The sequence below is a fragment of the Paraburkholderia sp. BR10937 genome (assembly GCF_040965695.1).
GTDB lineage: Bacteria > Pseudomonadota > Gammaproteobacteria > Burkholderiales > Burkholderiaceae > Paraburkholderia.
This window is the reverse complement of record NZ_JBFRCL010000003.1, coordinates 61905-74845: the sequence shown is the minus strand read 5'-3', so window position 1 is coordinate 74845 and position 12941 is coordinate 61905. Positions and strand designations below refer to the sequence as shown.

Below are 12941 nucleotides of genomic sequence, written 5' to 3'. Positions count from 1 at the left end.
GACAACGGCGAGCCTGGGCGCAGCCGTTACAATCACGCGATGAATTCGCGCGATCTCACCTTCATCGTCGGCGGCGCGCGCTCGGGCAAGAGCGCGCACGCCGAACGCCTCGCGGCCGCGAGCGGCCTGCCGGTCACCTATATCGCCACCGCGCGCGTGACGGACGACACCGAGTTCGCCGAGCGCATCGGCCACCATCGCGCGCGCCGGCCCGCGCACTGGGCGCTCGCCGAGGCGCCGCTCGATCTCGCGGACGCACTCGACGCTGCGGCGGCGCCCGGCCAGTGTGTGCTGATCGACTGTCTCACGCTGTGGCTCGCGAACCTGCTCTGCCCTGCCGACTCCCACGCGCCGCTGCCCGACTGGCGCGAGCGCCTCGACGCCTTCGCCGCCGCCTGCGAGCGCGCGCAAGGCACGGTGCTCGTGGTGAGCAACGAGATCGGCATGGGCGTCGTGCCGATGGGCGCGGCCACGCGCCTTTACGTGGACGAACTCGGCCGCCTCAATCAGCGCATCGCGGCGCTCGCCGACCGCGCCACGCTCGTCGCCGCGGGTCTGCCTTTGGTGCTCAAGGCGCCGCGCGGGACCTCATGATGCTCTCGCTACCCGTCACCGCCGCGCTCGCCGTGGCCGGCGTCGCTGTGGACCGCTGGCTCGGCGAGCCGCGCCGCGCGCACCCGCTCGTCGCCTTCGGCAAATACGCGAACCACATCGAAGCGCGCCTGAACACGGGCCGCCGCGGCCGTCCGCTCGGCCTCGTCGCATGGCTCGCCGCCGTTGCGCCGTCCGTCATCGTCGCTGCGCTGCTGTGCGCGCTGCTGCCCTGGCCGCTCGCCTGGGCGCTGCACGTTGCGCTGCTCTGGTTCGCGCTCGGCGCGCGCAGCCTCACGGAGCACATCGCGCCGATCGGCGCCGCGCTCGCCCGGCGCGACCTCGCCGCCGCGCGCGAGTTGACGGGCCGCATCGTCTCGCGCGACACAGCCGGGGCAGACGCCACCGCGCTCGCGCGCGCGGCCGTCGAATCGGCGCTCGAAAACGGCAACGACGCGATCTTCGGCGCGCTGTTCTGGTTCGCGATCGCGGGCGGCCCCGGCGCCCTCGGCTTCCGCCTCGCCAACACGCTCGATGCCATGTGGGGCTACCGCACGCCGCGCTTCCTGCGCTTCGGCTGGGCGGCCGCGCGCATCGACGACGTGCTCAACTGGATTCCCGCGCGCCTCACGGCCGCGAGCTACGCGCTGCTCGGCGACACGCGCGTGGCGCTGCGCTGCTGGCGCGAACAGGCGCATCGCTGGGAGAGCCCGAACGCGGGTCCCGTCATGGCCTCCGGCGCGGGCAGCCTGAACGTGCTGCTGGGCGGCGCGGCCGTTTATCACGGCATGCTCGAGGAGCGCCCGGCGCTCGGCGCGGGCTCGCCGCCGCGAGCACAGCACGTGGATGCTGCCTTGCGGCTCGTCGAGCGCACGACCATTCTGTGGCTCGCGGCGCTGCTCGCACTGGCCTTCGTGAGCGTGGCGACCCATGTCTGAGCACGCTGCCGCACTCGTCGCGCACGGCGGCAATCTGCACGAAGCCGCGCAGCGTTACGGCATCGCCTGGGACGCCTGGATCGACCTCTCCACCGGCATCAATCCGCACGGCTACCCGGTGCCGCCGGTGCCGTCCGCGGCATGGCGGCGCCTGCCCGACGATGGGGACGGCTTCGCCGCGTGCGCCGCGCGCTACTACGGCGCGCCCGACGCCCACCACGTGTTGGCGGTGGCTGGCAGTCAGGCCGCGATCCGCGCGCTGCCAGCGTTGTTGCCGCGCGCGCATGTAGCAATCGCGCCGCTCACTTACGGGGAGTACGCACCGGCATTCGCGCGCGCGGGCCATGAGATCGTGCCGCTCGACGTCACGCAGGACACGCTGCCCGATACCGTCACGCACGCCGTCGTGGTGAATCCTAACAATCCGACGGCCACGCATCTGGCTGCCGCCCACCTGCTGCATTGGCATGCGCAACTCGCGGCGCGCGGCGGCACGCTGATCGTCGACGAAGCCTTTGCCGATGCCCTCGGCCACAAGCGATCCGAAACGCTTGCGCGCGCAACGAGCCGGGAAGGACTCGTCGTGCTGCGCTCGCCGGGCAAGTTCTTCGGGCTCGCGGGCGCGCGCTGCGGATTCGCGCTCGGCGCCCCCGCCCTGCTGGCCGCGTTGCGCGCGCATCTGGGCGCGTGGACCGTGAGCGGGCCGGCGCGCCACGCCGTCACCCATGCGTTCGAAGACAGCGCGTGGCAGAACGACATGCGCATTCGCCTCGCCGCCGACAGCGCGCGCCTCGTCGCGCTGCTGCGCGCTCACGGCTTCACGCCGCACGCCACGCCGCTGTTCGCCTGGATCACGGACCCGCGCGCGCCCGCGCTGCAGGACGCGCTCGCCTGCCACGCCGTGTGGACGCGCCGCTTCGACGCGCCGGCCAGCCTGCGCTTTGGCCTGCCCGCGTCCGAGGGCGAGTGGCAGCGCTTCGAAAGCGCACTCGGGCAAGCCATGCGGATGATCGGTTGATGCGCGCGGCCACCACGGCGTTGGCGCTGCTGGCCGCGATGATCCTCCCGTGCGCCGCGCATGCGAGCGTCACCGCCATCGACGACGCGGGCGGCACCGTCTCCCTCCCCGCGCCTGCGCAGCGCGTAGTGAGCCTCGCGCCCCACGTGACCGAGTTGCTCTACGCCGCGGGCGGCGGCGCGAAAGTGGTCGGCGCCGTGGCCTACAGCGACTACCCGCCCGAAGCGCAAAAGGTGCCGCGCGTGGGCGACAACCGCGCGCTCGACCTCGAGCGCATCGCCGCGCTCAAGCCCGACCTCATCGTGGTCTGGCGTCACGGCAACGCGCAGCAGCAGCTCGATCGTCTGCGCGCGCTGCACATCCCTCTCTTTTTCAGCGAGCCGCACAAGCTCGACGATGTCGCGACCTCGCTCACTCGCCTCGGCGTGCTGCTCGGCACCGAAGACACCGCGCAGGCCGCCGCGTCTGCTTACCGTCGCGACATCGCGCAGCTGCGCGCACACTATGCGCAGCGCGCACCCGTGAGCGTGTTCTACGAAGTCTGGGATCAGCCGCTGATGACCCTCAACGGCTCGCACATGATCAGCGACGTGATCACGCTCTGCGGCGGCCGCAACGTGTTCGCGGCGCTCGAACCGCTCGTGCAGACGGTGTCGACGGAAGCCGTCCGCGCCGCCAATCCCGATGCGATCGTCACCGCGTCGCAAGGCGCGACGTCGCCGGACCGGCCGCTGCCGAGCCTCGAGCGCTGGCGCGCCTGGCCCGCGCTCGCCGCCGTCGCGCACGGCAATCTCTTCGCCATCGACGGCGATCTGCTCACGCGCCCCGCGCCGCGCATCGCCGAGGGCGCGGCGCAGTTGTGCAAGGATCTCGACCTCGCCCGCTCGCGCAACGCTGCGGCGCATTGATTCGATCTCCGAAACGACTCACCAGGCGTTCCAGCGCGCCAGCAGCCACAGGGCGCTCGACGAGTCGTAACGCAAATGTACGATGGCGCCCATCTCCAGCGGCCAGCGCACGCAGCGCGCGAGCGGCATGCCGAGCGCGCGCGCCGTGACGGTGCGCATCACGCCCGCATGCGTGACGGCCCAAACGGTGGACTTCTCGCGCGCGTCGAACGTGTCGAACCAGCTGCTTACGCGCGCATCGAACTGCGCGACGCTCTCGCCGCCATGCTCGCGCGCATGCTCGAAATTCGCGGCCCATGCGTCGATCTGCGCGCGCTCGATTGCGTCCCAGTGCTGCATCTCCCACGCGCCGAAATCCATCTCTGCGAGGCGTGCTTCGGCTTGCGGCGTGTGGCCGCGCAGATCGCCGAGCGCCGCCGCCACGCTCGCGCAGCGCGTGAGCGGACTCGTTTCGATACGCTGCGGTTCGCGCACGCCAAGCGCCGCAATCCGCCCGGCGAGCGACACGGCCTGCTGCGTCGCGTCGCCCGCGAGCGGCACGTCGCTCGCGCCATAGCACACGCCCGCATCCACCGCCACGGCGGGATGGCGGATCAGAACGAGATCCATGCGAGCCCCACGAGGTAGATGGCGATCTCGAACACCTGTTGCGCGAAGCCGAGACAATCGCCCGTATAGCCGCCGATGCGGCGCACGAAGTAACGCCCCAGCACATAGCGCGACACGGCGAGCACGCCGAGCGTCGCGGCGCCCGCGTGCCAGTCGGGCGCGCCGGACCACGCCGGCCAGAACAGCCACGGCAAGCCGAACACGCACGCGCACAGCCACGCGGGCACGCTCATGCGCTGCGCGACGGGCTTGGCCTTGCCCTCGGGACGCACATACTCGAGCGTGACGAGATAGCTGATCGCGCACGCGCGGCTCGCGGCGTGGCCGGCGATCATCAGCATCGCGGCGCGCGCCGGCGGCAGCGCCGCGAGCGTCTGCCACTTGAGCGCGAGCGCCACCACGAGACCGATCGCGCCGAACGCGCCGATGCGCGAATCGTGCATGATGCGCAGCACGTCCTCACGGACGTACGCGCCGCCGAAGGCGTCGAGGCAGTCGGCGAGACCGTCTTCGTGAAAGGCGCCCGTCGCGAGGAGCGTGAGAGCCATCGACAGCAGCACGGCCACGTTCGCCGGAAACACGCGCAACGCGGCGAGATAGACGAGCGCCCCAAGCGCGCCGATCAACGCGCCGACGAGCGGAAAGTAGCGCGCCGCCGCGTTGAGCCACGCGGGCTCGAAGCCCACCCAGCGCGGCACCGGCACGCGCGTGAAATAGCCCAGCGCCGTAAGGAAATAACGCAGCTCCGCAAGCGGATTCATCGCGCGGCGCTCAGGCGTGGCGATCACTGCGATTGTCGACGCCGGCCGACTCGAAGCTCGCCATGTCGTTGAGGAACGCCACCGCCGCGCGCAGCAGCGGCACTGCGAGCGCCGCGCCCGTGCCCTCGCCCAGCCGCAGCTCGAGCGTGAGCAGTTCGCGCGCGCCGAAGTGATCGAGCATGCGGCGGTGCCCCGCTTCGTTCGATGCGTGCGCAAACACGCAGTAGTCGCGCACGTTCGGCGCGAGCGAGTCGGCCACGAGCAGCGCCGAAGTGGCGATGAAGCCGTCGACGAGAATCGCCATGCGCGAGCGCGCCGCTTCGAGGTACGCGCCCGCCATCATCGCGATCTCGAAGCCGCCGAACGCGGCGAGCACGTCGAGCGGCTCGCGCGCGTCGGCATGATGCGCGAGCGCCGCCGCGAGCACATTGCGCTTTTTCGCGAGGCCCGCATTGTCGAGGCCCGTACCGCGCCCGACGCATTCGTCGATCGGCACGCCGCACAACCGGCTCATCAGGCAAGCGGCCGACGACGTGTTCGCAATGCCCATTTCGCCAAAGCCGATCACGTTCGTGCCGAGTGCCGCGTGATGGCGCACGCGCCCGGCGCCTGCCGCGAGCGCGGCGAGTGCTTCGTCGCGCGTCATGGCGCGCTCGCGCGCGAAGTTGCGCGTGCCGGCCGCGATGGGCACGTCGACGAGTGTGGGTGACGACGGCAGCGGCGTCGCCACGCCCGCGTTGACGACTTCGAGCGTGAGTGCCGCCACGTCGCTGAACACGTTGATGGCCGCGCCCCCTGCCACGAAGTTCGCGACCATCTGCGCGGTGACGGCCTGCGGGTATGGGCTCACGCCTTCGGCAGCAATGCCGTGGTCACCTGCGAACACGATCATCACGGGACGCTCGACGCTCGGGCGCGTCGTGCCCTGGATCATGCCGAGCTGGCGCGCCAGCGTTTCGAGGCGGCCGAGACTGCCGGGCGGTTTGGTCTTCGTGTCGATGAGGCGTTGCAGTTCGTCGCGCAACGAGAGGTCGAGCGGTTCGACGGCGAGCAGTTCGGTAAGCGATGACGTCATGGTGTATTTCGTTTCGAAGTTATGCGGGCGACAGCGGCGCACTAATGCACGCCGTTCGATCCCGGCGAATGCGGTAATGAAGATGTCTGTACGAGTGCGGGTACAAGCGCCTCATGCGCGCCCTCGCGTATCAGCACGAGCGGATGTCCGAATGCGGCGCTCGCGCGTTCCGGCGTGAGCACATCGCGCACGGGGCCCGCGTGAAAACCGCCGCGGCCGTCGAGCAGGAGCGCGTGCGATGCGAAGCGCCGCGCAAGATTGAGATCGTGGCACGAAAACAGCACCGTTCGTGCTTCACTGCGCACCCAGCGCGAGAGTGCTTCGAGACACGCAATCTGATGATGCAGGTCCAGATGCGCGAGCGGCTCGTCGAGCAGCAGAAGCGGCGCGCCCTGGCACAGCGCGGCGGCAAGCGCGACCCGCTGGCGCTCGCCGCCCGAAAGCGACAGCACATCGCGCGCGGCAAACGCTTCGAGGCCGAGCGTGACGAGCGCGGCGTGCGCGGCGGCGCGATCGGCCTCGCCTTCCCAGCCCCAGCCCGAAAGATGCGGATAGCGATTGAGCAGCACGGTGTCGATCACGCTCGCGCTGAAGGCGTCACGCTGGTCCTGCGGCATCAGTGCGCGACGCTGCGCGAGACGCACCGGCGGCCACTGCGCGAGCGCGATGCCCTCGACTTCGATGCATCCCGCCGAGGGCTCGCCCAGGCCCGCGAGCGCGCTGATCAACGTGGTCTTGCCCGCGCCATTCGCACCCGCCACGCACCAGATTTCGCCGGCGGCAAACCTTTGCGTGAGCGATTCCACGAGCGTGCGCGCTCCCGCACGCAACGTGAGCGCGTGGACCGCGAGCAGAGATGGATGCGTATCGCTCATCGTCCACGCCTCGCGAGCAGCATCCACAGGAATACGGGCACGCCCGCGAGCGCGGTCACGACGCCCACCGGCAACTGCGCGGGCGCCGCCACCGTACGCGCGACGAGGTCCGCGCCCATGACGGCCACGCCGCCCGCGAGCGCGGCGGCGGGCACCAGCATGCGCTGGTCGTTGCCGAACGCGAGGCGCAGCATGTGGGGCACGACGAGCCCCACGAAGCCGATGGTGCCGCCTGTCGTCACGGCGGCGGCCGCCGCGAGCGACGCGGAAAGATAAATGCCTACGCGCAGACGCAGCACCGGCACACCGAGCGCCTGCGCAGCGGCATCGCCGCGCAGCAGCACGTTGAGCATCGGCGCGGCGGGCACGATGCACGCAAGGACCACGCCAAGCGTCGCGAGTGCGGGCCATGGCGTGCCCGCGCCATTGAGGTCGCCCGTTAGCCAGAACAGCATGCCGCGCAGACGTGTGTCGGGCGCGAGCGTGAGCAGCAGCGTGATCACTGCGCCCCAGCCTGCCGCCGTCACCGCGCCCGTCAGGAGCAGCCGCGGCGAGCTGTCTTGCGGCTCGCCGCGCCACAACTCGCGGCGCGCAAGGCCGAGCACGAGCAGGATCGAAACGAACGCGCCCGCACACGCGCTCGCCTGCACGCCCCACCACGCCACGCCCGCGATCATCGCCACGAGTGCGAACGCGGCAGCGCCGCCCGACACGCCGAGCACATAGGGCTCCGCAAGCGGATTGCGCAGCAGCACCTGCAGCAGCGCGCCCGCCAGCGCGAGCAAGCCGCCACACGCAAACCCCGCCAACGCACGCGGCAAGCGCAGCGTGCGCACGATTTCGATCGCCATGTCCGGCGCGCCGTGCACGTCATGCGTGGGAGCAAGCGCCGCCAGCACCTGCGCAAACGTCACGCTCACACTGCCGGTTGCGAGCGATGCAGCGAACACCACGAGCGCCACGGCTGCGAGCGCCCCCCAGATCGTGCACGCACGGCGCGCGCTCATCGAGCGGCGCGGCAGCGCGTGGATCGGCGGCACAGGCGGCACAGCATGGGACTCATCGCGGCTCATGGAACGCATCGGGGAACTCGGCAGCGGATTTCAATCAAACTCGCACAGAAAGACAGCAGGGGTATACGCAGGCCGCGACAGAGCGCAGTATTTTGGTCGCCAGGGATTCTGCATGACGCGTGGCACGAGCGGTTCGCGAAAGCACTGGCAAAAGACCATGAATCCGTGATGTTATAACGCGCAGACCATGATCGAGACGATGCGCTTTGCGCGCGGCCCTGGCAAATTACGTTCCCGCCCGGCGTATGCAGCACACGTAGCGAGGGTTTTGTGCCTGATTCGGGTAAGAAGCCGGGTTGTTACGTCTGGAAACGACACAATTATCAAAATACGCGTTAATCCGCGCTAGAATGCCTGTCTTTAGAGGACGCAGCACATGCTCAACGAACTCGAAACACTCTCACAAAACATCGGGCGGCTGATCGAGATTAATCAGCGCCAACACGAAGCACGCCTCGCACTCGAAGAGCAACTCGCGCAGCTGCGTGCGCAATGCGACGAAACACGCACCGAACTCGAACAGGTCCGCGAGGAGCGCGCCGCGCTGCAGGCAGAGCGCGATGCCCTCTCGGCCAAGATCGACGATGCGCAGGTGCGTCTGAACGCGATCCTCGAAAAGCTGCCACGCGCACGCGCAGGTAACGAGCGCGACAACCAGCTCGATCTGCTCGAACCGTCGCAGAGCAACGACGACGACAGCAACGCGGCCCGCCACGGAGAAAATGCATGACCACCAAGCAGATCGAAGCGACGATACTCGGCCAAACCTATCGCCTCGTCTGTTCGCCGGAAACGGAACAGGCGCTGCTCGAAGCCGTGGCGCGCGTGGATGCCGAAATGTCGAAGATCCGCAATCACAGCAACGTGCGCGGCACCGATCGCATCGCCGTCATGGCGGCGCTCTCGCTCGCCTCGGAGCTGCTGCGCCTGCAAACCAGCGTGCGTCACGGGGAAGCATTCCCAGCCGAAGAAATCCGTCGTACAATGCGCCAAATGAACGAACAACTCGGCGCTGTAATTCACCAGTACGGTGTGCAATAAGCGCTGATGTACGCCGCGGTCGTAAGCCGCAGTATTACGCAGCAACGTGCGGTATGATGTTGTTCAAAGGTAGCGTTGATTTGTTTAGAAACGCGCGTTTCTAAACACGCTGCCGACCAGTTTAGTCAGCTTCCCTGCCTGGTTCGCCAAGGTCATATATTCCTTGAACCAATGCCATGTGCACGGTTGCGGAAATTTGTAGCACGGGCGTGCGCGTCACACAGTCTGATGTACCCGAAGTGCTGCTAACTGCGACCAATTCTGAACCCTCGGTTCAGGATGCCGGCCTAGCGGCTATGGCGGGGACCTATTCAAACGGCATCGGACCACAGTCCGATGCCGTTTTCCTTTGTGCGGCGTGCATTGGCGTTTTTCGCGCCATGCACGCTCGCCCCTCTTCCCTTTCGACGTGAACTTCGACTCATGCGCTACTGGCTGATGAAGTCCGAACCCGACGAAGCAAGCATCGACGACCTCGCAAACGCACCGCAGCGCACGCTGCCCTGGACCGGCGTACGAAACTACCAGGCGCGCAATTTCATGCGCGACACCATGCAGCAAGGCGACGGCGTGCTGTTCTATCACTCGAGCTGCCCCGAGCCCGGCATCGCGGGCATCGCGCAGGTGTCGTCCACGGCTTACCCCGATCCCACGCAGTTCGATCCGAAAAGCCCTTACTACGACGCGAAATCGACGCACGAGAATCCACGCTGGATGCTCGTCGACGTCGTGTTCAAGAAGAAGTGCCCGCTCATTGCTCTTGCCGCCTTGCGCGAACACGAGGAACTCGCGGACATGCGCGTGCTCGCCAGGGGCAACCGCCTTTCGATCACGCCGGTCACGACGGCCGAGTGGAACTTCATCACGAAACATCTGATGTGATGTGATGCGGTTCGGTTCTGCGTCGACGCAGGCGGCCGGGCACGCACACAGCATCCGTGCGCGACTTCAAGCACAATCGCGCACAGTCGCGCGTCGCCACGTATGCCTCGCGCGCGACGCCAGTTCTGCAAGGAGCCTCAATGAACCGAAAAACCGCTGTCACGCTCGCCGCCGCATTGGCTGCCGCCCTTCCCCTCGCCATGACGCTCGCGCCGGGCGCCGCGTTCGCACAAAGCGACGCGCGCTTCCAGCAGCCCTCGGGCGTGCTTTCGCTGTCCGCGCAGGCGAGCGCCGAAGTCCCGCAGGACGTCGTCAACATTACGCTGTTCTACGAACAGGAAGCGAGCGATCCGGCCTCGCTCACCGCGACGCTCAATCAACGCGCCGACTCCGCGCTCCAACGCGCCAGAGGCGTCGCGGGCGTGACCGCCCATTCCGGCCAGTTCTCGATCTTCCCTTCCACGGATCGCGACGGGCGCATCTCCGCCTGGCGCGGCCGCACGGAAGTCGTGCTCGAGTCGCATGACTTCGCGGCGGCGTCGAAGCTTGCCGGCGATCTCGCGTCGATCATGCAGGTGGGCAACGTACAGTTCTCGCTGTCACCCGAGGCGCAGCGCGCCGCCGAGCAAAAGCTTTCGGGCCAGGCCATCGCCTCGTTCCGCGACCAGGCGCTCTCGGCCACGCGCGCGTTCGGCTACAGCAGCTACACGATTCGCGACGTGAACGTGGGACACTCGGGCGTGATGCCGCGCCCCATGATGATGATGAGCGCACGCGCGGCTTCGGCTGACGCGAAGATGTCGGCACCTGTGCCGCTCGAAGGCGGTACGTCCACGGTGACGGTCAACGTCTCCGGCTCGGTGCAGATGAAGTAAAGCGCGCGATACAAGCCACGCGAGCAAAAAGGCCACGGTGAAAACCGTGGCCATTTTCATGGGCTAAAACGCGTGATGCGCCGCGTGCGTGTCAGCTCTTCGCGCCCGCTACCTGCGCACCGTCGTTGCCGCGTTTGGCGCGGCGATACGCCCACGCCATCAGACCAATGCCCACGATGATCATCGGCAGCGAGAGCCACTGGCCCATCGAGAGGCCGAGCGCCAGCAGGCCGAGGAAGTCATCGGGTTCGCGTGCGAACTCGACCGTGAAGCGCGCGAGACCATAGCCGATCAGGAACATGGCCGAAATCGCGCCGACGGGGCGCGGCTTGCGCGCGAACAGAATCAGCACGATGAAGAGCGCAACGCCTTCCAGCGCGATTTCGTACAGTTCCGACGGATGGCGCGGCAGCAGATGATACTGCGCGAACACTTCGTTCAAATGCCACTGCGCGGCCAGTTGCGGATGCGCGGCGAGCCATGCGGCGTCGTCGTTCGCGGCGCCCGGAAACAGCATGGCCCACGGCGAATCGGGCGAGGTCACGCGGCCCCACAGCTCGCCGTTGATGAAGTTGCCAAGGCGGCCGAAGGCGAGCCCCGTGGGCACCATCGGCGCGACGAAGTCCGTGACCTGCAGCCAGGTGCGCCCGCGTTGCCACGCGAACAGCACCATCGCGAAGGTCACGCCGAGGAAGCCGCCGTGAAACGACATGCCGCCCTCCCACACCTTGAAGATGTCGAGCGGATGCGCGAAGTACCAGCTCGCCTTGTAGAACAGCACGTAGCCCAGGCGCCCGCCCAGGATCGTGCCGAGCACGCCGTAGAACAGCATGTCGTCGATGTCTTTCGCGGTCCAGCCCTGCGCGGCCACATACGGCAGACGCAGGCGCAGACGGCCGATCACGATCGCCAGAATGAAGCCGACGAGATACATGAGACCGTACCAGCGCACGGCGAGCGGCCCCAGATGAATGGCGACGGGGTCGAAGTTCGGGTGGATGAGCATCGTGGATGAAGTCTTGTCGGCGATATCGATTGAAATCGGGTTGTAAGCAGTTCCGCGCCGCTCACTGAAACGGGCAAAGCGGCAGGCCAGGCGCGTTGGACGTTTGCAAAGCGGCGAGGTTCGCCGCCGGCGTGTCACGGCGTGACATTATCGCCGACGCGAGGGGGCGCGAACCAAAATGCACGCTTGGCGCTGCGCCGCGAGTGTAACGGTGACAGATGACGGACGCGGCCGCCCCGGCTTCCGGCTAGCCCTGGCGCGACGGCCAGCCCACCGTCGCCGCGTGCGCGCGCACGATCTCGATGAACGCCGCGAGCACCGGGCTCACCTCGGCCGAGCGCCAGACGAGCCCCGTTTCGATGGCCGGCACCGCCCCGGCGAGCGGCCGGTACACGACGCCCGTGCGCCGCAGATGGCGCAGCGACTGCGGCACGAGCGCCACGCCCATGCCGGCCGAGACGAGGCTCACGATCGTCTGCATCTGGATCGCTTCCTGGCCGATGAGGGGCGCGAGGCCGGCCGCCCCGTAGCAGTCCATGATGGTGTCGTAGAAACCGGGGGCCAGATGGCGCGGAAAGACGACGAGCGGCGCATCGGCGAGATCGCGCAGGCTCACGGGCGCGTCGTGCCAGTCGTCGGCTGAAGGGCCGCCAAGGCGCACCGACAGTGCCGAGGGCATGGCGAGCACGAGCGGTTCGCGTGCGACCGGCTGGTAAGCAAGCTGGGCCGCGTGGCGCGGCGGCACGGGGGCGATCACGAGACCCGCGTCGATGCGGCCCGCCACCAGCTCTTCCACCTGCACGTCGCTCGTGGCTTCGGTGAGCTGCAGGCGCACGCGCGGATAGCGCGCGCCGAAGTCGCGCAGCAAGAGCGGCAGCAAGCCGTAGTCGGCGGTCGAAACGAAGGCCAGCGCGAGCACGCCCGCCTCGCCGCGCGCGAGGCTCTGCGCGAGCGGCCGCAGCGCTTCCGCGCTCGCCAGCAGGCGCCTCACCTCCGGCAGCAGATCGGCGCCCACGGCCGTCAATTCGACCGAACGGCGCGTGCGCGCGAACAGCTCCACGCCCAGCGTCTCCTCCAGCGCGCGAATGGCCTGCGAGAGCGGCGGCTGCGTCATCGACAGGCGCGCCGCCGCGCGGCCGAAATGCTGCTCCTCGGCCACGGCGACGAAATAGCGGAGCTGGCGCAGATCGGGGATCGTCGGATTCATCGGCGGCGGCCTCGCGCTGTGGTCATGTTGATATGTTTTTCGACTCAATAGACCACGAATAATATATTGGACAGCGTTCTCG

At 68.4% G+C, this 12941-nt stretch carries 15 protein-coding genes and 1 other RNA gene; 9 read left to right on the top strand and 7 right to left on the bottom strand.

From position 1 onward, the window contains the following. The first annotated feature begins 39 nt into the window (after positions 1-39). The 4 genes from cobU to AB4Y44_RS03805 are packed head-to-tail and all read left to right on the top strand — an operon-like array spanning position 40 to position 3455. On the top strand, positions 40-594 hold the full coding sequence (cobU, locus tag AB4Y44_RS03820; protein WP_368698756.1) for a bifunctional adenosylcobinamide kinase/adenosylcobinamide-phosphate guanylyltransferase: 555 nt from the start codon (positions 40-42) through the stop codon (positions 592-594). Then, positions 594-1529: an adenosylcobinamide-phosphate synthase CbiB gene (gene cbiB, locus AB4Y44_RS03815; RefSeq protein ID WP_368698820.1), complete on the top strand. Its 936-nt coding sequence runs from the start codon at positions 594-596 to the stop codon at positions 1527-1529. Before cobU ends, cbiB begins: the two co-directional genes overlap by 1 nt. Further along, positions 1522-2547, top strand: coding sequence for a threonine-phosphate decarboxylase CobD (gene cobD, locus AB4Y44_RS03810; RefSeq protein WP_368698755.1), 1026 nt, complete (start codon positions 1522-1524; stop codon positions 2545-2547). Before cbiB ends, cobD begins: the two co-directional genes overlap by 8 nt. Beyond that, complete coding sequence (locus AB4Y44_RS03805) at positions 2547-3455, top strand: cobalamin-binding protein (protein WP_368698754.1); 909 nt, start codon at positions 2547-2549, stop codon at positions 3453-3455. Before cobD ends, AB4Y44_RS03805 begins: the two co-directional genes overlap by 1 nt. Positions 3456-3473: 18 nt before the next feature. Here AB4Y44_RS03805 and cobC read toward each other — a convergent pair whose 3' ends face one another. Genes cobC through AB4Y44_RS03780 form a run of 5 tightly spaced genes read right to left on the bottom strand, consistent with a single transcriptional unit; the run spans position 3474 to position 7848 of the window. Continuing rightward, positions 3474-4064, bottom strand: a complete 591-nt coding sequence (gene cobC / locus AB4Y44_RS03800; protein ID WP_342920916.1) for an alpha-ribazole phosphatase — start codon at positions 4062-4064, stop codon at positions 3474-3476. Then, positions 4049-4825: an adenosylcobinamide-GDP ribazoletransferase gene (locus AB4Y44_RS03795; RefSeq protein WP_368698819.1), complete on the bottom strand. Its 777-nt coding sequence runs from the start codon at positions 4823-4825 to the stop codon at positions 4049-4051. Before AB4Y44_RS03795 ends, cobC begins: the two co-directional genes overlap by 16 nt. Before the next feature lie 10 nt (positions 4826-4835). Beyond that, entirely contained in the window at positions 4836-5900 is a 1065-nt protein-coding gene (gene cobT / locus AB4Y44_RS03790; protein ID WP_368698753.1) for a nicotinate-nucleotide--dimethylbenzimidazole phosphoribosyltransferase, read from the bottom strand. Positions 5901-5941: 41 nt separating this feature from the next. Beyond that, entirely contained in the window at positions 5942-6775 is an 834-nt protein-coding gene (locus AB4Y44_RS03785) for an ABC transporter ATP-binding protein (protein ID WP_368698752.1), read from the bottom strand. Further along, positions 6772-7848: a FecCD family ABC transporter permease gene (locus AB4Y44_RS03780; RefSeq protein WP_368698751.1), complete on the bottom strand. Its 1077-nt coding sequence runs from the start codon at positions 7846-7848 to the stop codon at positions 6772-6774. The genes AB4Y44_RS03785 and AB4Y44_RS03780 overlap by 4 nt, the downstream gene beginning before the upstream one ends. A gap of 376 nt (positions 7849-8224) precedes the next feature. On the opposite strand from AB4Y44_RS03780, the gene AB4Y44_RS03775 reads away from it, so the two are divergent. The 5 genes from AB4Y44_RS03775 (at position 8225) to AB4Y44_RS03755 (ending at position 10646) form a co-directional block, all read left to right on the top strand. Further along, positions 8225-8578, top strand: coding sequence for a hypothetical protein (locus AB4Y44_RS03775; RefSeq protein WP_028207759.1), 354 nt, complete (start codon positions 8225-8227; stop codon positions 8576-8578). Further along, on the top strand, positions 8575-8889 hold the full coding sequence (locus AB4Y44_RS03770; protein WP_042268772.1) for a cell division protein ZapA: 315 nt from the start codon (positions 8575-8577) through the stop codon (positions 8887-8889). Before AB4Y44_RS03775 ends, AB4Y44_RS03770 begins: the two co-directional genes overlap by 4 nt. 128 nt (positions 8890-9017) lie before the next feature. Further along, positions 9018-9199: non-coding RNA, 6S RNA (ssrS, locus tag AB4Y44_RS03765), on the top strand. Positions 9200-9312: 113 nt separating this feature from the next. Continuing rightward, on the top strand, positions 9313-9771 hold the full coding sequence (locus tag AB4Y44_RS03760) for an EVE domain-containing protein (RefSeq protein ID WP_342920912.1): 459 nt from the start codon (positions 9313-9315) through the stop codon (positions 9769-9771). A 140-nt stretch (positions 9772-9911) separates the two neighbouring features. Then, positions 9912-10646, top strand: coding sequence for an SIMPL domain-containing protein (locus AB4Y44_RS03755; RefSeq protein ID WP_342920911.1), 735 nt, complete (start codon positions 9912-9914; stop codon positions 10644-10646). A gap of 91 nt (positions 10647-10737) precedes the next feature. On the opposite strand, the gene lgt is transcribed toward AB4Y44_RS03755, so the two are convergent. Continuing rightward, positions 10738-11652, bottom strand: coding sequence for a prolipoprotein diacylglyceryl transferase (gene lgt, locus AB4Y44_RS03750; protein WP_368698750.1), 915 nt, complete (start codon positions 11650-11652; stop codon positions 10738-10740). A gap of 247 nt (positions 11653-11899) precedes the next feature. Then, a complete protein-coding gene (locus AB4Y44_RS03745; RefSeq protein ID WP_368698749.1) occupies positions 11900-12859 on the bottom strand; it encodes a LysR family transcriptional regulator in 960 nt (319 codons plus the stop codon). Between the last annotated feature and the right edge of the window lie 82 nt (positions 12860-12941).